The organism is Thermus tengchongensis (assembly GCF_021462405.1).
Taxonomy (GTDB): Bacteria; Deinococcota; Deinococci; order Deinococcales; family Thermaceae; genus Thermus; species Thermus tengchongensis.
The window spans coordinates 305,953-323,560 of sequence record NZ_JAKEDU010000001.1; the positions used below are offsets into that span (position 1 = coordinate 305,953).

Below are 17,608 nucleotides of genomic sequence, written 5' to 3' on the forward strand. Positions count from 1 at the left end.
CGTGGAAACCCCTTCCTGAGCCCGCTCCACCCCCTGATCACCCGCGCAGGAGGCTACCCCATCGGCAAAAGCTGAAGCGGCTTGCCTGTGCCCCTTTTGAGGCCCCGTTGGGGCATTTAGGCCAGCCGCTCCTCCAAAACCCCTTCCGCCTCCACCCAAAGGGGGCCGAAGGGCTCTTCCTGGCATAGCCGCACCAGGCCCAACCGGTGTGCCTCCAAAAGCGCCGCGAAGCCCACCGCCCTTTCCCCCCAGCCCCGCAGGGGCAGGCGGTGGAAGGCCACCCGCCCCCTCAGGAAGCCCTTCAACCGCTCCCAGGCCTCCTTTAGGCCGAAGCCCTCCCGGGGCAGGGCCAGCACCGCCTTGCGGAAGGGCCGGGCAGCCTCCTTGAGCGCCTTGGGGGAAAGGCGCAGGGCGGGCCGGGGCACCGGGGGCGGGGCCACGGGAAGGAGCCGGGCCCGCCGCTTGAGGCGCTCCTCCAGAAAGGCCACGGTTTCGGAAAGGTCCACCAGCACCCGCACGATGGGGGCCTCCTCCCCCTCCTCCTTGGGGGTGAGGGCCCGTTCCGGGGAAAGCTTCAGCACCAAAAGCTCGGCCAGGAGGGGAAGAAGCTCTGCCCGGGCCCGAAGGTCCTCCGGCACCTGGGCCAGGGCCTGCTCCACCACCAGGAGGACGGGAAGCCCTTTGGGGGAAAGCCTACCCCGCCTCAGGGCCTCCCGGAGCTCCACCGGGGTGCCGGCAAACCCGGGAAACTCCAGCCGAATCACCGGAATACCGGGCGCTTCGTGGGGAGAAGGAGCCCCACCTTCTCCCGCACCTCCTCCATGGTGGCCGCCGCCACCGCCCGTGCCCGCTTGGCCCCTTCCAGGAGGGCGTCCATCACGTAGTCGGGGTCCTTCTTGAGCTCCTCTGCCCGCTCGCGGATGGGGCGCAGGGTCTTCATCAGTTCCTCAAAGAGGATCCGCTTCACCACCAGGGTGCCGATGCCCGCCTTGCGGTACTCTTCCTTCAGGGCCGCCACCAGCTCCTTGGGGGCGAAGTAGGAGAGGTAGGTGAAGACGATGGTGCGCTCCGGGTCCCCGGGGTCGGAAAGGCGGATCCTCTGGGGGTCGTCAGGGAGGTGGCGGATCTTTTCCCAGATGCTCCTTTCGTCCTCCAGAAGCCCGATGGTGTTCCCCAGGGACTTGCTCATCTTGGCCTTGCCGTCGATGCCCGGCACCCTGGGGGCCTCGGGGTTCAGGAGGGCCTTTGGCTCGGGGAAGGTTTCCCCGAAGAGGGCGTTGAAGCGCCTTGCGATCTCCCGGGTGAGCTCGATGTGCTGTACCTGGTCCTCCCCCACGGGGACGGTGTCCGCCTTGTAGATGAGGATGTCCGCCGCCTGGAGCACGGGGTACATGAGGAGGCCTGACCAGACCGCCTCCTGCTTGGCCGCCTTGTCCTTGAACTGGGTCATGCGGGTGAGGTCCCCCAGGGGGGTGAGGGTGGTGAAGACCCAGGAGAGCTCGGTGTGCTCGGGCACGTGGGACTGGACGAAGAGGGTCACCTTTTCCGGGTTGAGGCCAGCGGCCATGTTCACCAGGGCCGCCTCAAAGGTGCGCCGGGCCAGGGTGGCGGGGTCGTAGGCCAGGGGGTTGGTGAGGGCGTGGTAGTCCACGATGCAGAAGAAAGCCTCCCGCCCCAACCTCTCCCCCAGCTCCACCCACTGCTTGATGGCCCCCAGGTAGTTGCCGATGTGGATCTCCCCCGAGGGCTGGATGCCGGAGAGAACCCGCGTCATGGGCTTAAGTGTAGCAAAAGGGCGAGGCCCCCTTGCGGGGGCCTTCCTGGTGCCGGGGGCGGGACTTGAACCCGCACGCCCTCGCGGGCACACGACCCTGAATCGTGCGCGTCTACCAATTCCGCCACCCCGGCAGACGCAAGGGTTATTGTACGGAAGGCCCTTATCCCCGTCAAGCCCTAGCGCCAAAGGGTGAGGAGGGCCAGGATCACCGCCAGGGCACTGAAGTAGAGCATGAGGCGGTTTAGGGCGGTGTTGATGTCCCCCTTTAGCTCCTGGCGCAGGGAAGCCACATCCCCCTTGAGCTCTTGCCGCAAGGACGCCATCTGCTCCCCAAGACGCCCCTCCAAAGCCCCCATCACCGCCTTGAGCTCCTGGCGTAAGGAAGCCATGTCCCCTTTAAACTCCTGGCGTAAAGAAGCCATGTCCCCCTTGAGCTCCTGGCGAAGGGTGGCCATCTCCTCCTTAAGGCGCCCCTCGAGGGCCGCCATGTCCCCCTTGAGGTCTTGGCGTAAAACCGCCATGTCATCCTTGAACTCCTGGCGTAGGGCCACAAGTTCCGCCTTGATCTCCTGGCGCAAAAGATCCATGCGGGTTTCCAAAGCGGTAACCCGTTCAGGGAGGGTGGCCATCACCCCTTCCACAATTCCTTCCAACTTGTAGAGGCGCTCCTCCGTGGTCATCTACCCCCAGGCTAGCACAGCACTTGACCCCGGGGCAAAGGAAGCGTAGGCTATAGGACAATGCGGCGGGGCTTTCTGCTAGACCTAGGCCGGGCAGGCCCGGCTTAGGGAAGCCCTGTTGCCTTCCCCCGGGCCCAAAACCCGGGGGATTTTTGCAAGGGAGGGAGCATGGGAAAAACGCTTTACGAAAAAGTCTGGGAAGCGCACGAGGTAAGGAAGCTCCGAAGCGGGCAAAGCCAGCTTTTCATCGACCTGCACCTCCTCCACGAGGTAACGAGCCCCCAGGCTTTCGGGATGCTGAAGGACCTGGGGCTCAAGGTGCGCTACCCCCACCGCACCTTCGCCACCGTGGACCACATCGTCCCCACCCACGACCGCACCGAGCCCTTCCAGGATCCTCTGGCCCAGAGCATGCTGGAAGCCCTCCGGCAGAACACCAAGGAGCACGGGATCACCTTCTTTGACCTGGGAAGCGGGAACCAGGGGATCGTGCACGTGATCGGCCCCCAGCTGGGCCTCACCCAGCCCGGCATGACCATCGCCTGCGGGGATTCCCACACCTCCACCCACGGGGCCTTCGGGGCGGTGGCCTTCGGCATCGGCACCAGCCAGGTGCGGGACGTGCTCGCCACCCAGACCCTGGCCGCCAGCCGGCTCAAGGTGCGGCGCATCAACGTGGAGGGGAAGCTCGCCCCCGGGGTCTACGCCAAGGACGTGATCCTGCACATCATCCGCCACCTGGGGGTGAAGGGGGGGTTGGGCTACGCCTATGAGTACGGGGGAAGCGCCGTGGAGGCCATGGACATGGAAAGCCGCATGACCCTTTGCAACATGTCCATCGAGGGCGGGGCCCGCATCGGCTACGTGAACCCCGACGAGACCACCTTCGCCTACCTGGAAGGCCGCCCCTATAGCCCCAAGGGGGCGGAGTGGGAGGAGGCCAAAAGGCGCTGGAAAAGTTTCGCCTCCGATCCCGACGCCCATTATGACGACGTGGTCACCTTCCGGGCCGAGGAGATCCCCCCCACGGTCACCTGGGGCATCAACCCCGGGCAGGCGGTGCCCATTGACGGTAGGATCCCCCTCCTGGAGGAGCTTCCCGAGGAAGAGCGCCCCGTGGCGGAAGAGGCCTTGGCCTACATGGGCCTGAAGCCCGGCCAGCCCATCAAGGGGGTGCCCATCCAGGTGGCCTTCATTGGGAGCTGCACCAACGCTAGGCTTTCGGACCTCCGGGAGGTGGCCCGCTTCCTGAAGGGCCACAAGGTCAAGAAGGGGGTTAGGGCCCTGGTGGTGCCGGGCTCGGAGTGGGTGGCCCAGAAGGCCGAGGAGGAGGGCATCGCCGAAGTCTTCCGCGAGGCGGGGTTTGAGTGGCGGAACCCGGGGTGCTCCATGTGCCTGGCCATGAACCCGGACCGCCTGCAAGGGGACGAACTGGCCGCCAGCTCCTCCAACCGCAACTACAAGGGGCGCATGGGAAGCCCCAGGGGGCGCACGGTCCTCATGAGCCCCCTGATGGTGGCGGCGGCGGCGGTGACGGGCGAGATCGCGGACGCCCGCGAGGTGTTTGGCATCTTGGCGCGCTAGCGCTAGATGGGAGGCGAGCATGCTGGAAAAAATCACCCTCATTCGTGGCCGGGCAGTGCCCCTTAGGGGCAAGGACATCGACACCGACCGCATCATCCCCGCCCGCTTCATGAAGGCCCTCACCTTTGAGGGCTTGGGCCAGTACCTCTTCTACGACGAGCGCTTTGACGAAGGGGGCAACCCCAAGCCCCACCCCCTGAACGACCCCCGGTACCGAGGGGCCACCATCCTCCTGGTGGAGGCGGGGTTTGGCTCCGGCTCCAGCCGGGAACACGCCCCCCAGGCCATCAAGCGGGCCGGGTTCAAAGCCCTCATCGGGGAAAGCTTCGCGGAGATCTTCTTCGGCAACGCCACCGCCATCGGCCTCCCCTGCGTGACCCTGGCTCCGGAGGACCTGGAGGTGCTCTTCCAGGCGGTGGAGGAGGACCCGGCCCTCGAGGTGGAGGTGGACCTCCTGGCCAAAGAGGTGCGCTTCGGGGACCGCACCGCCCCCCTCTCCATCCCCGAGGCCGCTCGGGAAGCCCTGGTGGAAGGGCTTTGGGACCCCATCGGGGAGCTTTTGGAAGCCGGGGAGCTCCTGGACGAGTTTGACCGCAGGCTCCCCTACCCCAGGAGGGCGGAATGAAGCTGGCGGTCCTGCCGGGAGACGGCATCGGCCCCGAGGTGACCGAGGCCGCCCTAAAGGTGCTCCAGGCCCTGGACGAGGCCCACGGCTTGGGCCTCGTCTACGAGGTCTACCCCTTCGGCGGGGCGGCCATCGACCGGTTCGGCGAGCCCTTCCCCGAGGTTACCCGCAAGGGGGTGGAAGGGGCGGAGGCGGTGCTCCTGGGGAGCGTGGGGGGGCCCAAGTGGGACAACCTTCCCCGCAAGATCCGCCCGGAAACCGGGCTTCTCGCTTTAAGGAAAAGCCAGGACCTCTTCGCCAACCTGCGCCCCGCCAAGGTCTTCCCCGGCCTGGAAAGGCTTTCCCCTTTGAAGGAGGAAGTGGCCCGGGGGGTGGACTTGCTCATCGTGCGGGAGCTCACCGGGGGCATCTATTTCGGGGAGCCCCGGGGGATGTCGGAGGCCGAGGCCTGGAACACCGAACGCTACTCCCGCCCTGAGGTGGAGCGGGTGGCTAAGGTAGCCTTTGAAGCGGCCAGGAAGCGTAGGAAGCACGTGGTGAGCGTGGACAAGGCCAACGTCTTGGAGGTGGGGGAGTTCTGGCGCAAGACGGTGGAGGAGGTCCACCAAGGCTACCCCGAGGTGGCCCTGGAGCACCAGTACGTGGACGCCATGGCCATGCACCTGGTGAAGAACCCGGGGCGCTTCGACGTGGTGGTCACGGGGAACCTCTTCGGGGACATCCTCTCCGATCTGGCCTCGGTGCTTCCCGGCTCCTTGGGGCTTCTCCCCTCCGCCTCCTTGGGGCGGGGCACCCCGGTTTTTGAACCGGTGCACGGCTCCGCCCCGGATATCGCCGGGAAAGGCATCGCCAACCCCACCGCCGCCATCCTCTCGGCGGCCATGATGCTGGAGCACGCCTTCGGCCTGGTGGAGCTGGCAAGGAGGGTGGAGGACGCCGTGGCCCAGGCCCTCCTGGAGGCCCCCCCGCCGGACCTGGGGGGCAGTGCGGGGACGGAGGCCTTCACCCAGGAGGTGCTCCGCCATCTAAAATAGGGAAAATGCTCCGCCACCGCTTCACCGCCGAGGACTTCCACCGCATGCACGAGGCCGGCATCCTCCCCGAGGACGCCCGGGTGGAACTGGTGAGGGGGGAGATCTTCACCATGAGTCCGGTGGGCAAGCGCCACATGGCGGCAGTCAAACGGCTTATGGATCTCCTTTTTCCCCTGCAGCAGGCGAGGAAAGCCCTTCTGCAGGTGCAAGATCCTCTGAGGCTTTCCCCGGAAAACGAGCCCCAGCCCGACCTCGCCCTCCTCGCCTACCGGGAAGACTTCTACCGCGACAAGGTGCCTGAGGCCCGGGATGCCCTCCTGGTGGTGGAGGTGGCGGACACCTCCTTGGACTACGACCTGAACGTCAAGGTGCCCCTCTACGCCCGGGCTGGGGTGCCGGAGGTCTGGGTGGTGGACCTGGCCCGGGACCGGGTGCACGTCTTCCGCAGGCCCGCCGGGGAGGGCTATGGGGAGCGGGAGGCCCTCGAGGAGGGCGAGCTGGAGGTGCTGGGGCTCAAGGTCCCGGTGAAGGAGGTCCTGCCGTGACCCGCCACAAGATCTCCCTGGAGGAGTTCCACCGCATGGTGGAAGCCGGGGTCTTCCCCGAGGACCTGAGGCTGGAGCTGGTGGAAGGAGAACTTTTGGAGAAGAGCCCCATCGGCAAGCGCCATGCGGCCAAAGTGGCCCGGCTCACCGCCCTCCTCGCCCCCCTGGTCCCAGAAAAGGCCATTCTCTTTGTGCAAAGCCCCTTGGTGGTGGGGGAGTCGGAGCTCTACCCCGACCTCGCCCTCCTGCCACCCCGGCCCGACTTCTACGAGGAAAGGCTACCGGAAGGGAAAGACGCCCTTTTGGTGGTGGAGGTCTCCGACACCTCCCTCCGCCACGACCTGGGGGTGAAGGTGCCCCTCTACGCCCAGGGGGGCGTGCCCGAGGTCTGGGTGGTGGACCTGGAAGGCAGGCGGGTTCTGGTGCATAGGGAGCCCAAGGAGGGAGGCTACAAGGAGGTGAGGGCCCTAGGGCCGGGCGAGTCCCTGAGCTTTATGGGGGTGGGGATCCCCGTGGAGGTCCTGCTATGAGAAAGACCCTGATCCTCACCGGGGCAAGCCGCGGGATTGGAAAGGCCCTGGCCCTGGAGCTGGCCAAGGCGGGCTACCACCTGGTGCTGAACGCCCGCTCGGAGAAGCCCTTGCTGGAGGTTCTGGAGGCGGTGCGGGCCTTAGGGATAAGGGCCGAGGCGGTGGCAGGAAGCGCAGGGAAGGCCGAGGTAGCCGAGGCCCTGGTCAAGAAGGCGGAAGCCCTGGGGAGCTTTTACGGGTACATCCACAACGCCGGGGTCCTGCACCCGGGGCCCTTGGTCTACGAGATCGCCGAGCCCCTCTTCCTGGAAGTGCTGGAGGCCAACCTTCTGGCGGGCTACCAGCTCGCCCGCTTCGCCTACCCCCGCCTGCGGGCCCAGGGGGAAGGTCTGGCGGTCTATGTGGGCTCCGGGGCGGCAGAGTCTAACCTCCCCGGCATCGGGGCCTACGCGGTGGCCAAGGCGGCGGAGGAGCACTTGGCCAAACAGCTTGCCGCCGAGGTGCCGGAAGTGAGCTGTTTCGTCTACCGCCCGGGGGTGGTGGAGACCGAGATGCAACGCCAGGCCCGGGAGGCCCAGGGGAGCGCTGCCCCCGTGCTCCACCGGGTTTTCAGAGGGTACAAGGAGGAGGGCCACCTCCTCACCCCGGAACAGGCCGCCCAGGCCCTGGTGCGCCTCCTGCCTAGGGCGCGCCAGTTCCACGGCAAGATCGCCTCTTGGAGGGACGCATGAGATCCGACCGCATCAAAAAGGGATTGCAGCAGGCCCCCGCCCGCGCCATGCTCCGGGCGGTGGGGGTAGGGGACGAGGATTTCCAGAGGCCCTTTGTGGGGGTGGTGAACACCTTCACCGACGGGATGCCCTGCAACTACCACCTCCGCCAGCTGGCCCTAGACCTGAAGGCGGGGCTCAAGGAGGCCGGGGTCTTCCCCTTTGAGTTCGGGGCCCCCGCCATCTCCGACGGCATCAGCATGGGCACCCCCGGGATGCGGGCGAGCCTTGTAAGCCGCGAGGTCATCGCCGACAGCGTGGAACTGGTGGCCCAGGGCTACCTCTACGACGGGATGGTGGTCCTCTCCGCCTGCGACAAAACCATCCCCGGCGGGGCCATGGGGGTGATCCGGAGCGGGATTCCGGGGATGGTCCTCTACGGGGGGACCATCGCCCCCGGGGAGTGGCAAGGCAGGAAGCTCACCATTGTGGAGGTCTTCGAGGCCGTGGGGCAGCGGGCGGCGGGGAGGATCACGGACGAGGAGCTCCTAGAGATCGAGCGCCGGGCCATCCCCGGCCCCGGGGCCTGCGGCGGCCAGTACACCGCCAACACCATGGCCATGGCCCTCGAGGCCCTGGGCCTCTCCCCCGTGGGCTACAACGCCATCCCCGCCGTGCACCCGGAAAAGGCCAAGGCCACCCGGGAAGCGGGGCGCATCCTGGCCGAGGCCATTGAACGGGACTGGAAGCCCAAGGACTTCCTCACGCGGAGGAGCTTCCTCAACGCCATCGCCGCCGTGGCCGCCACCGGCGGGAGCACCAACGCCGTGCTCCACCTCCTGGCCCTGGCCAAGGAGGCGGGGGTGGAGCTCTCCTTGGACGACTTTGACCGGGTGTCCCGCAACACCCCAGTCATCGCCGACCTCCGCCCTTGGGGCACCTACACCGCCTGGGAGCTCTACGAGGCAGGGGGCACCGCCTTGGTCTTCCGAAACCTCCTGGAAGCAGGGCTTCTTTATGGGGAGGAAAAGACCCTCACCGGCAGGACCCTGGCCGAGGAGGTGGAACGGGCCTACCGGGAAAGCCCAGGCCAGCAGGTGGTCTTCCCCGTGGAGCAGGCCCTCAAGCCCCACGGGGGGCTGGTGGTGCTTAGGGGCAACCTGGCCCCCAGGGGAGCGGTCTTGAAGCTGGCCGGCACCGAGCGCACCTACTTTGAGGGGCCGGCCCGGGTCTTTGACTCCGAGGAGGCGGCCATGGAGAAGGTGCTCAAGGGGGAGATCCGCCCCGGGGACGTGGTGGTGATCCGCTACGTGGGCCCCAAGGGCGCCCCCGGGATGCCCGAGATGCTCTCCGTCACCAGCGCCATCGTGGGGGAGGGCCTGGGCCCCGAAGTGGCCCTCCTCACCGACGGCCGCTTCTCCGGGGGCACCCGGGGCCTCATGATCGGCCACATCGCCCCCGAGGCCTTCGTGGGCGGGCCCATCGCCCTCCTGGAGGAGGGGGACCGGGTGCGGATCGACGTGGAAAACCGGCTTCTGGAGGTCCTCCTTTCCGAGGAGGAACTGCGGAAGCGGCAGGAACGTTGGCAACCCCGTCCTCCGGCGTTCCGCCACGGCCTCTTTGCCCGCTACGCCGCCCTGGTGGAGCAGGCGGACCAGGGAGCGGTGCTGAAGGACCCCAAGGCCTAGGGTTTCCCGGGCCGCTTGACCGCATCGGGGGTGAGGTTCAGGCCCCGCCCCTGGCGTATCTCCTCCGGGGTGAAGGAATCTCCCTTGGCCTGGAGAAGGGCCTTCAGGTGGTTCAATAGGGCAGCAAGCTCCTCGTCCTTGAGCTGGGCAAAGCCGGGCATGAGCCCGGCCTCCCCCTTCTTGCCGTAGAGGACCACCAGGACCAGGTACCGCCGGCCCTCCGGGGTGGCGAAGAAGGGGGCCACCCCTTGGAGTCCCGGGTAAGACCGGTCGCCCTGGGCCTTCTCCCCATGGCAGACGGCGCAGGTCCTGGTCCAAAGCCCCCCCGCCCCCTGGGCCAGGGCCGCCCCCAGGCCCAACAAGAGGAAAAGCGGGAGCAAGGACCGCTTCATGTAACCAGTATAGGGGATCCGAACCCTTAGGGCCTTTAGCGGGCCTTTACCTCGGTCCAGACCCGGTCGTAAAGGGCGATATCCGGGCCCAGGTCCTTGAGGTACTCAAGCTTGGCCCGCACCTCCTCCGGGGGAAAAACCGCAGGGTCCTGGCGCATCTCCTCGGGAAGAAGGGGAAGGGCCTTGGCCACGGGGGTGGCGTAGCGGGTGTATGCCGCCAGGGCGGCGGCGTTTTCCGGTTCCAGCAAAAAGTCGATGAAGCGGTAGGCCAGATCCTGGCTGGGCCCCCGCTTGAGGACCACCAGGGCGTCGGTCCAAAGGGTGCCCCCTTCCTTGGGAATGACATAGTGAAGCCTCTCATCCTCCTGTCTGGCCTGGAGCACATCCCCGGAGTAGGCCAAGGCCAGGGCGGCATCCCCCGCCAGGATGCGGTTCAAGGCCTCCACCCCCCCGGCGAAGCCCACGGAGCGCCGCTTGGCCTCTATGAGGAGCGCCTTGGCCTTCTCTAGGGCCTGGGGGTCCGTGGCGTTCACCGAGTAGCCTAGGTACTTCAAAGCGGCCCCGATGGTCTCCCGCATCTCGTCCAGGAGGAGGAAGGGCCCCACGCTTCGGGCGGGGTCAAAGAGAACGGCGTAGGAGTCCACGCTCCCCTTCACCAAGTCCTCCCTGTAGGCCAGACCCGTGGTGCCCCAGAGGTAGGGGACGGAGTACCGGAGGCCAGGGTCATAGGGAGGGTCCAGGAAGAAGGGGTCCAGGTTGGCCAGGTTCTTAAGTTTTGCCTTCTCCAGGGGAGCGAGGAGCCCCTCCCGGGCCATCTGGAGCACGTAGTAGTCGGGGGCCACCACCAGGGAGAACTCCCGGTCCGCTCCCCCCTTCAGCTTGGCCAGCATGGCCTCAGGGGACTCAAAGGTGTCCAGGACCACCCTGGCCCCGGTTTCCGCCTCAAACTTTTTAAGGAGGTCCTCCGGGATGTAATCCGCCCAGTTCAGAAAGTACAGGGTTCCCCCAGCCTGGGAAGCCGGCTTCGGCCGCAAAAGGAGAAACCCCACGACCACCAGGGCCAGAACCAAAACCAGAATTCCCCAACGCTTCATACCCTCCTCCGGGTTAAAGCATACCCCAAGGCCAGGAAGAAGGCGCTAAGACCGATGATCAGGGTGGAGAGGGCATGCACCTTGGGGCTTACCCCCAGCTTCACACTGGAATAGATGTAAAGGGGCAGGGTGGTAGCCCCGGGGCCGGCGGTGAAGAAGGTGACCACGAAGTCGTCCAGGGAGAGGGTGAGGGCGAGGAGGGCCCCCGCCGCCACCCCTGGCCAGGCCAGGGGCAGGGTCACGTGCCAGAAGGTCTGCCAGCCCCGGGCCCCCAGGTCGCGGGCGGCCTCCTCGAGGGCCGGGTCCAGGAGGAGGAGCCTGGAGCGCACCACCAGGGTCACGAAGGCCACCTGGAAGGTGATGTGCCCCAGGATCACCGTGAGGAGGGAGAGCCGGGGAAACCCCAAAACCTCCCGGGCCAGGGCGAAGAGGAGGAGAAGGGACACCCCCATGACCACATCGGGCACCACCACGGGGATGTAGAGGAGGTAGGAGAGGAAGCCCTTGCCGGGAAAGCGGTAGCGCACCAACCCCACCGCCAGAAGGGTGCCCAAAAGGGTGGCCACCAGGGTGGAGACGAAGGCCACCGTCAAGGTATTCAGGAAATATTCCAGGACTCGGGGATCCTGGAAAAGGGCCCGGTACCAGTCCAGGGTAAAGCCGGTGAAGCGCACCCCCCGGCGGCTTTGGTTGAAGGAAAGGGCCACGATGACCAGGATGGGCAGATAGAGGAAGAGGTAGACCAAAAAGGCGTGGAGGGTAAGGAGCCTTCTCATACCAGGTCCTTTAGCCCCCTTTCTCCCTGCAACCGGGCGTAAAGGTAAAGGGAAAGAAGCACAAACCCCATCAGGAACACGCTTAACGCAGCCCCAAAAGCCCAGTCCCGGGTGATGCCGAACTGCTGCTGAATGAGGTTCCCCATCAAGACCACCCGACCTGCCCCCAAGAGGTCCGCCACCACGAAGGTACCCATGGCGGGGATGAAGACCAGGACGCTTCCCGCAAAAAGCCCGGGGTAGGTCTGAGGCAAGACCGCATGCAAGAAGGCCCTAACGGGCCTCGCCCCCAGGTCGTAGGCCGCCTCCAAGAGCTGCCAGTCCAGGCGCTCCACGCTGGCGTACACCGGCAGGACGAAAAAGGGCAGGAAGGTGTACACCGTGGCCAAGAGCACGGCGAAGAAGGAAGGATATAGGACCAGGGGCCCTAGGCCAAAGGCCCCTAGGAGGGCGTTCACCAGGCCCTCCCGTTGCAACAGCACCAGCCAGGCGTAGACCCGGATCAGGAAGTTGGTGAGAAAGGGAAGGAGGAGAAGGAAAAGGAGGAGGTCCCGCTGGGGATGCCGGGCGATGTAAAAGGCCAGGGGATACCCCAGCAAGGCGGAGATCAGGGTGGCCAGGACCCCCACGAGAAGGCTTTGGGCAAAGGCCTCGAGGTAGACGGGGTGGAAGAGCTTGGCGTAGTTGTGGAAGCCCCAGGGCCCGGTAAGCTCCCCATAGGGCCCCCGGGTGAGGAAGGAGGCCAAGAGGACCAGAAGGGTAGGAAGGAGGACGAAGACCAAAAGCCAAAGGCCCCCAGGGCCCACGGTAACCAGGACCCGGAAGGCGCGCTGCCAAGGGGTAGCCGCCTCATTCATGGACCACCACCAGGTTCTCCGGGGGAAGGTAGCAGAACACCTCCTCCCCGTAGGCGAACTCCTCGGCCCCAGGCTCCTGCAGGTCCTGGTTCAGGGTGTAGGCCAAAAGCCTCACCTCCCCCGCCCGCAGGTAGTACTGGTTCTCCGCTCCCGTGTAGACGATCTCCTCCACCCGGGCCCGCACCAAGTTCTCCCGAGCGGGCACCCCGTTCCCCAAGGGGTAGAGGCGGATCTTCTCCGGACGGATCACCAGGTGGGCCTCCCGGGCTAAGGGTTCCCGAAGGCGCAGGGGGCCCAGGGGGGTCTCCGCCCCCAGGGGATGGGGCCTGGCGGGGAGGAAGTTGGAGCGGCCCAAAAAGTCCGCCACGAAGCGGTTTTTAGGCCGCTCGTAAACCTCGTCGGGCAGGCCCACCTGCTCAATCCTCCCCGAGCGCATCACCGCGATCCGGTCGGACATGACCAGGGCCTCCTCCTGGTCGTGGGTGACGAAGATGAAGGTGGTGCCGAGCCTCCGCTGAAGCTGCATGAGCTCCACCCTAAGCTCCTGGCGGAGCTTGAGGTCCAAGGCGGAAAGGGGCTCGTCCAATAGGAGCACCTCAGGCTCCAGCACCAGGGCCCGGGCCAAGGCCACCCGCTGCTTCTGCCCCCCGGAAAGCTCCCGCGGGTAGCGTTTCTCCAGGCCCAGGAGATCCACCAGCTCCAGGGCCCAGGCCACCTTCCTACGCACCTCCCCTGCGGGAAGCCCCTTCATGCGCAGGCCAAAGGCCACGTTCCCCTCCACGGTCATGTGGGGAAAGAGGGCGTAGTTCTGGAAGACGGTGTTCACGGGGCGGGCATAGGGGGGAACCCCGGTCATGTCCTTTCCGGCGATCTCAATGCGCCCGGCATCTGGGGTGTCAAACCCGGCGAGAAGCCTGAGAAGGGTGGTCTTTCCGCAACCCGAAGGCCCCAAAAGGCTGAAGAACTCTCCCCGCTTGACCTCGAGGTCCACGCCATCCAGGGCCACCACTCCGCCAAAACCCTTGCGCACCCCCAAGAGGCGAACCAGCACTTCCCCGGCCACGGGGCCCAGTTTAGGGGGAGTGGCCCCCGGGCTCAAGCCTCTAGGGAGCCGCCCTATCCCGGTGCACCAAAAGGACCAGGCCCAAGGAGAGCAGGGTGGCCATGAGGCTGGAACCCCCGTAGGAGAAAAGGGGGAGGGTCAACCCGGTCACCGGCATCACCCCCAACGCCACCCCCAGGTTCACCAGCACCTGGAAGCCCAGCATCCCCCCTACCCCGGCCAGGAACAGGCGGTCGGAGGGGCGGGGGCACTCCAGGGCCATGCTAAGAAGGCGCACCAAGAGGAGGGCGTAAAGCCCCAGGAGGGCCACGGAGCCCACAAACCCCCACTCCTCGGCAAAGACGGCGAAGACGAAGTCCGTGTGGCGGAAGGGGACGAAGCCCAGCTGGGTCTGGGTACCCTGGCCATACCCCTTGCCGAAGAGCCCTCCCGAGCCGATGGCGATGGTGGACTGGATCACCTGGAAGCCCTGGCCCAGGGGATCCCGGTAGGGATCCAAAACGATGAGGACCCGCTCCCGCTGGTAGGGCTTGAGGTTGGGCCAGACCACGGTGGGCACCAGGATGGCCAAGGCGAGAAGGCCCACCAAGAGGTGCTTCCAGGGCAGGCCCCGCACGAACAAGACGGCAAAGACGCCGAAGAGCACCACCAGGCTCCCCCCAAGATCCGGTTGGAGGAGGAGGAGGAGGACCACGGGGGCCGTGAGGAGCCCGGGCAGAAGGTAATCCCACACCCGGCGCACCTCCCGGCCCTCGAGGAGCCGGGCCAAGGCCAGGATCAAGCCCAGCTTGGCCAGCTCCAGGGGCTGGAACTGCAAGGAACCCAGCACAAACCAGGCCTTGGCCCCGTTGATCTCCCGGCCGAAGGCCAAGACGGCCACCAAAAGGAGAAGGGAAAGGGCGTAAAGGGGGTAGGCGAAGGCGAAGACGGTGCGGCGGGAAAAGAACTGAACCCCCACGGCCAGGAGGAGGCCCAGGAGGAAGGCCACAAGCTGGCGGTTCAGGAGGCCCGGGTCGGGGGCGGCGCTTCGGAGGTTAAACAAACCTAAAACGGTTATGGCCAGGGTCAGGAGGATTAAACCCCAATCGTAGGCCAGGAGGTTCGGACGCCTCAGAACCATGGAGCCCTACCGCAAGGGGATATCGGCGATCAGAACCATCTTCTCCCCCCGCTCCTCAAAGGCCACGCTAAGCCCTTCCTCCTGGGCGGGGAAGTAGCGGCGGAGCACCTCCAGAAGGTCCCGCTTCAAGCTCTCCACCAGGCCGGGGGAAAGCTTGGCCCGGTCGTAGGCCAAGACCAGCTTGAGCCTTTCCTTGGCCTTTTCCTTGCTCCGTTTGCGCCACCACATCAGCGACCTCCGAAGAGCCTGCGGATCACCGATAGAAGCCCCTGGGCCTCCTCCAGGTTACGGAAGGGCACCTCCTCGCCCCTAAGGCGGCGGGCGGTGTCCATGTAGGCGAGGGCGGCTGGGCTTGTCCCTTTAAGCACCAAGGGCTCCCCTTGGTTGGTGGAGATGAGCACCTGCTCGTCCTCGGGGATGATGCCGATGGGCTTAAGCCCCAGGATCTCCACCACGTCCTCCACGGAGAGCATGTCCCCCCGGGCCACCATCTTGGGCCGCAAGCGGTTGATGATGAGGAAGTTTTCCCGGATCTCCCGGGCCTCGAGGAGGCCGATGATGCGGTCGGCGTCCCGGACGCTAGAGACCTCGGGGTTCACCACCACCAAGGCCCCTTCCGCCGGGGTGGCGGCGGTCTGGAAGCCCTTCTCGATGCCGGCGGGGGAGTCTATGAGCACCCGGTCAAACCCCTCCTCCGTCAAAAGGTACTGCACCAGCTCTCGGAAGCGGGCGGGGTCCAGGGCCTCCTTGTCCTTGGTCTGGGAGGCGGGAAGGAGGAAGAGGTTTTCTACGCGCTTATCCCGGATCAGGGCCTGGCGCACCTTGGCCCGCCCCTCCAGGACGTCGATGAGGTCAAAGACCACCCTCCCCTCGAGGCCCATGACCACATCCAGGTTCCTCAGGCCCACGTCCACGTCCACCACCGCCACCTTCTCCCCCAGCTTGGCCAAGGCCGCCCCCAGGTTGGCGGTGGTGGTGGTCTTTCCCACCCCGCCCTTACCCGATGTCACCACGATGGCTCTCGCTTTCACCGCTTCCCCTCCTGCACCATATCCAATATCTCGTCCAATTCGCTTAGAAAATCCAAAACCCGCTTGCCCCGCGGGGTCAGGAGGTATTCTACCCGGGGGGGAACCTCGGGGTAGGCCTGCCGTTGGACGAACCCCAGGAGGTGGAGCTCCCGAAGCCGCTCCGCCAAGGTTCGGGGAGAAAGGCCCAGGAAGGACTCCAGGTCGGAAAAGCGCGAGGTTCCCCGGCTTAAGGCGAAGAGCACCTCCGGTGCCCCACGCCGCGCCAGCACCTTGAGCACCTTGCGGGTGTTCTTGGACAGGGCCATGGCCCAATGCTAGCAAAAAACGGCATAGCTATGTGCCGGTAAAGCCATGGATGCCGAGGCCAAGGATAGCCTTGGGCCTCTGAGGAGGAATATGCTAAGGCAAGGATGAAGGACGGCATCCCACCCGACTGGAAGGACTTCCTGGCCCTCGTGCTGGCGGTCTACAGCCTCCTGTTGCCGCCCCTTTTCCTGGTGCTCGGGGTGCTCTTCCTCTTCCTCCTCCTGGTCCGCGTTTTCCTGTAAAACTAAGGCATGGAAGGCCTCTTTGAGTCCCTACCCGAAGGCTACCGGGAACGGCTGGGCCGCCCCGGGGAGTACCCCTTTACCCGGGGCATCTACCCTCGGATGTACCTGGACAGGCTCTGGACCATGCGGCAGTATGCGGGCTTCTCCACCGCAGAGGAGTCCAACGCCCGCTACCGATACCTCCTCGCCCAGGGCCAGACGGGCCTGAGCGTGGCCTTCGACCTCCCCACCCAGCTGGGCCTGGACCCCGACCACCCCATGAGCGTGGGGGAGGTGGGCCGGGTGGGGGTGTCCATCGCCACCCTCGAGGACATGCGCAAGCTCTTCGACGGCATCCCCCTGGACCGGGTTTCCACCAGCATGACCATCAACGCTCCAGCCATGATGCTCCTGGCCCTCTACCTCCTGGTGGCGGAGGAACAGGGGGTTTCCTGGGACAAGGTGTCGGGCACCGTGCAGAACGACATCCTCAAGGAGTACTTCGCCCGGGGCACCTACATCTACCCCCCCGGGCCCTCCATGCGCCTGGTCACGGACATCTTCGAGTTCTGCGCCCGCCACGTGCCCAAGTGGAACACCATCTCCATCTCCGGCTACCACATCCGCGAGGCGGGGGCCACGGCGGCCCAGGAGATCGCCTTCACCCTGGCGGACGGCAAGGCCTACGTGCGGGCCGCCCTGGAACGGGGCCTCAAGGTGGACGAGTTCGCCCCCCGGCTTTCCTTCTTTTTCGCCGCCCACGGGGACATCTTTGAGGAGGCCGCCAAGTTCCGGGCCGCCAGGAGGCTTTGGGCCCGCATCATGCGGGAGGAGTTCGGGGCCAAGGACCCCAAGAGCTGGATGCTCCGCTTCCACACCCAGACCGGAGGCTCCACCCTCACCGCCCAGGAGCCCCTCAACAACGTGGTGCGCACCGCCTACCAAGCCCTGGCGGCGGTGCTGGGGGGCACCCAGAGCCTCCACACCAACGCCTACGACGAGGCCTTGGGCCTCCCCACCGAGAAGAGCGCCCTTCTCGCCCTGCGCACCCAGCAGATCCTGGCCTTTGAAAGCGGAGTCACCCGGGCCGTAGACCCCTTAGGGGGAAGCTTCTACGTGGAGCACCTCACGGACCAGCTGGAGAAGGAAGCGGAAAGGCTTATCCAGGAGATCGATGCCCTAGGAGGCGCGGTGGCCGCGGTGGAGGCGGGCTACTTCCAGCGGGCCATTGAGGAGTCCGCTTGGCAGTTCCAGAAGGAGGTGGAGGAGGGCAAGCGGATCATCGTGGGGGTGAACCGCTTCGCTGACCCCAACAGTCCCCTCAACGAGCCCACCCCGGTGCAGCGCATCGACCCCGAGCTCCACGAAAGGCGCAAGCGGGAGCTGGCCGAGTTCAAGGCCAAGCGGGATGGGGAAAGCGTGCGGGTGGGCTTGGAGAACCTGCGGCGGGCCGCCAGGGGAAGCGAGAACCTCTTCCCCTACGTGCTGGAAGCCTTCCGCCGCCGGGCCACCCTGGGGGAGGTCTGCGGGGTGCTTAGGGAGGAGTGGGGGGAGTACCAGCCCGGGAGGTGA

21 protein-coding genes and 1 tRNA gene are annotated in these 17,608 nt (G+C 66.3%); 9 read left to right on the forward strand and 13 right to left on the reverse strand.

Translation table 11 applies throughout. The features are described 5' to 3' along the window. Positions 1 to 116: 116 nt before the first annotated feature. The 4 genes from L1087_RS01550 to L1087_RS01565 all read right to left on the reverse strand — a co-directional run bounded on the left by L1087_RS01550 (position 117) and on the right by L1087_RS01565 (position 2,457). On the reverse strand, positions 117 to 764 hold the full coding sequence (locus L1087_RS01550; protein ID WP_234557312.1) for a chromosome segregation protein ScpA: 648 nt from the start codon (positions 762 to 764) through the stop codon (positions 117 to 119). Then, a complete protein-coding gene (gene trpS, locus L1087_RS01555; protein ID WP_234557313.1) occupies positions 761 to 1,774 on the reverse strand; it encodes a tryptophan--tRNA ligase in 1,014 nt (337 codons plus the stop codon). Before trpS ends, L1087_RS01550 begins: the two co-directional genes overlap by 4 nt. 47 nt (positions 1,775 to 1,821) lie before the next feature. Continuing rightward, positions 1,822 to 1,908: transfer RNA gene (locus tag L1087_RS01560), tRNA-Leu, on the reverse strand. Positions 1,909 to 1,953: 45 nt separating this feature from the next. After that, on the reverse strand, positions 1,954 to 2,457 hold the full coding sequence (locus tag L1087_RS01565; RefSeq protein ID WP_234557314.1) for an apolipoprotein A1/A4/E family protein: 504 nt from the start codon (positions 2,455 to 2,457) through the stop codon (positions 1,954 to 1,956). Positions 2,458 to 2,625: 168 nt separating this feature from the next. On the opposite strand from L1087_RS01565, the gene leuC reads away from it, so the two are divergent. From leuC to ilvD, 7 genes are read left to right on the forward strand one after another with little or no spacing between them, the layout of a single operon-like run. After that, complete coding sequence (gene leuC / locus L1087_RS01570) at positions 2,626 to 4,041, forward strand: 3-isopropylmalate dehydratase large subunit (protein ID WP_234557316.1); 1,416 nt, start codon at positions 2,626 to 2,628, stop codon at positions 4,039 to 4,041. 19 nt (positions 4,042 to 4,060) lie between these two features. Then, positions 4,061 to 4,666 carry a 3-isopropylmalate dehydratase small subunit gene (gene leuD, locus L1087_RS01575; protein ID WP_234557317.1) on the forward strand — a complete coding sequence of 202 codons (606 nt, stop codon included), beginning with the start codon at positions 4,061 to 4,063 and terminating at the stop codon, positions 4,664 to 4,666. Next, positions 4,663 to 5,700, forward strand: a complete 1,038-nt coding sequence (gene leuB, locus L1087_RS01580; protein ID WP_234557318.1) for a 3-isopropylmalate dehydrogenase — start codon at positions 4,663 to 4,665, stop codon at positions 5,698 to 5,700. The genes leuD and leuB overlap by 4 nt, the downstream gene beginning before the upstream one ends. A 5-nt stretch (positions 5,701 to 5,705) precedes the next feature. Next, positions 5,706 to 6,245, forward strand: a complete 540-nt coding sequence (locus L1087_RS01585) for a Uma2 family endonuclease (RefSeq protein ID WP_234557319.1) — start codon at positions 5,706 to 5,708, stop codon at positions 6,243 to 6,245. Continuing rightward, the gene (locus L1087_RS01590; RefSeq protein ID WP_234557320.1) at positions 6,242 to 6,775 is read left to right on the forward strand and encodes a Uma2 family endonuclease; all 534 of its coding nucleotides are present in this window, start codon (positions 6,242 to 6,244) and stop codon (positions 6,773 to 6,775) included. The genes L1087_RS01585 and L1087_RS01590 overlap by 4 nt, the downstream gene beginning before the upstream one ends. Continuing rightward, positions 6,772 to 7,506: an SDR family NAD(P)-dependent oxidoreductase gene (locus L1087_RS01595; protein WP_234557321.1), complete on the forward strand. Its 735-nt coding sequence runs from the start codon at positions 6,772 to 6,774 to the stop codon at positions 7,504 to 7,506. The genes L1087_RS01590 and L1087_RS01595 overlap by 4 nt, the downstream gene beginning before the upstream one ends. Next, entirely contained in the window at positions 7,503 to 9,173 is a 1,671-nt protein-coding gene (gene ilvD / locus L1087_RS01600) for a dihydroxy-acid dehydratase (protein ID WP_234557322.1), read from the forward strand. Before L1087_RS01595 ends, ilvD begins: the two co-directional genes overlap by 4 nt. On the opposite strand, the gene L1087_RS01605 is transcribed toward ilvD, so the two are convergent. From L1087_RS01605 to L1087_RS01645, 9 genes are read right to left on the reverse strand one after another with little or no spacing between them, the layout of a single operon-like run. Next, on the reverse strand, positions 9,170 to 9,565 hold the full coding sequence (locus L1087_RS01605) for a c-type cytochrome (protein ID WP_038042938.1): 396 nt from the start codon (positions 9,563 to 9,565) through the stop codon (positions 9,170 to 9,172). The two genes, ilvD and L1087_RS01605, sit on opposite strands and share 4 nt — an antisense overlap. A gap of 35 nt (positions 9,566 to 9,600) precedes the next feature. Beyond that, the gene (locus L1087_RS01610; protein ID WP_135260023.1) at positions 9,601 to 10,659 is read right to left on the reverse strand and encodes a polyamine ABC transporter substrate-binding protein; all 1,059 of its coding nucleotides are present in this window, start codon (positions 10,657 to 10,659) and stop codon (positions 9,601 to 9,603) included. Next, on the reverse strand, positions 10,656 to 11,435 hold the full coding sequence (locus tag L1087_RS01615) for an ABC transporter permease (protein ID WP_135260022.1): 780 nt from the start codon (positions 11,433 to 11,435) through the stop codon (positions 10,656 to 10,658). Before L1087_RS01615 ends, L1087_RS01610 begins: the two co-directional genes overlap by 4 nt. Then, a complete protein-coding gene (locus L1087_RS01620) occupies positions 11,432 to 12,292 on the reverse strand; it encodes an ABC transporter permease (protein ID WP_038042942.1) in 861 nt (286 codons plus the stop codon). The genes L1087_RS01615 and L1087_RS01620 overlap by 4 nt, the downstream gene beginning before the upstream one ends. Then, positions 12,285 to 13,355, reverse strand: a complete 1,071-nt coding sequence (locus tag L1087_RS01625; protein WP_038043651.1) for an ABC transporter ATP-binding protein — start codon at positions 13,353 to 13,355, stop codon at positions 12,285 to 12,287. The genes L1087_RS01620 and L1087_RS01625 overlap by 8 nt, the downstream gene beginning before the upstream one ends. A gap of 40 nt (positions 13,356 to 13,395) precedes the next feature. Continuing rightward, on the reverse strand, positions 13,396 to 14,475 hold the full coding sequence (gene rodA, locus L1087_RS01630) for a rod shape-determining protein RodA (RefSeq protein ID WP_234557323.1): 1,080 nt from the start codon (positions 14,473 to 14,475) through the stop codon (positions 13,396 to 13,398). Between the two features lie 6 nt (positions 14,476 to 14,481). Next, positions 14,482 to 14,703, reverse strand: a complete 222-nt coding sequence (gene minE / locus L1087_RS01635) for a cell division topological specificity factor MinE (protein WP_038042944.1) — start codon at positions 14,701 to 14,703, stop codon at positions 14,482 to 14,484. Beyond that, on the reverse strand, positions 14,703 to 15,506 hold the full coding sequence (minD, locus tag L1087_RS01640) for a septum site-determining protein MinD (protein WP_038042945.1): 804 nt from the start codon (positions 15,504 to 15,506) through the stop codon (positions 14,703 to 14,705). Before minD ends, minE begins: the two co-directional genes overlap by 1 nt. Next, positions 15,503 to 15,811 (reverse strand): winged helix-turn-helix transcriptional regulator, encoded by a 309-nt coding sequence (locus tag L1087_RS01645; RefSeq protein ID WP_038042947.1) that lies wholly within the window; start codon positions 15,809 to 15,811, stop codon positions 15,503 to 15,505. Before L1087_RS01645 ends, minD begins: the two co-directional genes overlap by 4 nt. Positions 15,812 to 15,916: 105 nt before the next feature. Here L1087_RS01645 and L1087_RS01650 point away from each other — a divergent pair, with 105 nt between their 5' ends. Continuing rightward, positions 15,917 to 16,054, forward strand: coding sequence for a hypothetical protein (locus tag L1087_RS01650; RefSeq protein WP_167764517.1), 138 nt, complete (start codon positions 15,917 to 15,919; stop codon positions 16,052 to 16,054). A gap of 9 nt (positions 16,055 to 16,063) precedes the next feature. Further along, positions 16,064 to 17,608 (forward strand): acyl-CoA mutase large subunit family protein, encoded by a 1,545-nt coding sequence (locus tag L1087_RS01655; protein ID WP_038042948.1) that lies wholly within the window; start codon positions 16,064 to 16,066, stop codon positions 17,606 to 17,608.

Excerpts from the sequence above, each read along its gene's own strand:
- L1087_RS01645 (WP_038042947.1), bottom strand. The coding sequence starts at position 15,811 with ATGGCCCTGTCCAAGAACACCCGCAAGGTGCTCAAGGTGCTGGCGCGG.
- L1087_RS01620 (WP_038042942.1), bottom strand. The coding sequence starts at position 12,292 with ATGAATGAGGCGGCTACCCCTTGGCAGCGCGCCTTCCGGGTCCTGGTT.
- L1087_RS01650 (WP_167764517.1), top strand. The coding sequence starts at position 15,917 with ATGAAGGACGGCATCCCACCCGACTGGAAGGACTTCCTGGCCCTCGTG.
- trpS (WP_234557313.1), bottom strand. The coding sequence starts at position 1,774 with ATGACGCGGGTTCTCTCCGGCATCCAGCCCTCGGGGGAGATCCACATC.
- L1087_RS01615 (WP_135260022.1), bottom strand. The coding sequence starts at position 11,435 with ATGAGAAGGCTCCTTACCCTCCACGCCTTTTTGGTCTACCTCTTCCTC.
- leuC (WP_234557316.1), top strand. The coding sequence starts at position 2,626 with ATGGGAAAAACGCTTTACGAAAAAGTCTGGGAAGCGCACGAGGTAAGG.
- L1087_RS01610 (WP_135260023.1), bottom strand. The coding sequence starts at position 10,659 with ATGAAGCGTTGGGGAATTCTGGTTTTGGTTCTGGCCCTGGTGGTCGTG.
- L1087_RS01605 (WP_038042938.1), bottom strand. The coding sequence starts at position 9,565 with ATGAAGCGGTCCTTGCTCCCGCTTTTCCTCTTGTTGGGCCTGGGGGCG.
- ilvD (WP_234557322.1), top strand. The coding sequence starts at position 7,503 with ATGAGATCCGACCGCATCAAAAAGGGATTGCAGCAGGCCCCCGCCCGC.
- leuD (WP_234557317.1), top strand. The coding sequence starts at position 4,061 with ATGCTGGAAAAAATCACCCTCATTCGTGGCCGGGCAGTGCCCCTTAGG.
- rodA (WP_234557323.1), bottom strand. The coding sequence starts at position 14,475 with ATGGTTCTGAGGCGTCCGAACCTCCTGGCCTACGATTGGGGTTTAATC.
- L1087_RS01565 (WP_234557314.1), bottom strand. The coding sequence starts at position 2,457 with ATGACCACGGAGGAGCGCCTCTACAAGTTGGAAGGAATTGTGGAAGGG.
- L1087_RS01595 (WP_234557321.1), top strand. The coding sequence starts at position 6,772 with ATGAGAAAGACCCTGATCCTCACCGGGGCAAGCCGCGGGATTGGAAAG.
- leuB (WP_234557318.1), top strand. The coding sequence starts at position 4,663 with ATGAAGCTGGCGGTCCTGCCGGGAGACGGCATCGGCCCCGAGGTGACC.
- L1087_RS01585 (WP_234557319.1), top strand. The coding sequence starts at position 5,706 with ATGCTCCGCCACCGCTTCACCGCCGAGGACTTCCACCGCATGCACGAG.
- minE (WP_038042944.1), bottom strand. The coding sequence starts at position 14,703 with ATGTGGTGGCGCAAACGGAGCAAGGAAAAGGCCAAGGAAAGGCTCAAG.
- L1087_RS01655 (WP_038042948.1), top strand. The coding sequence starts at position 16,064 with ATGGAAGGCCTCTTTGAGTCCCTACCCGAAGGCTACCGGGAACGGCTG.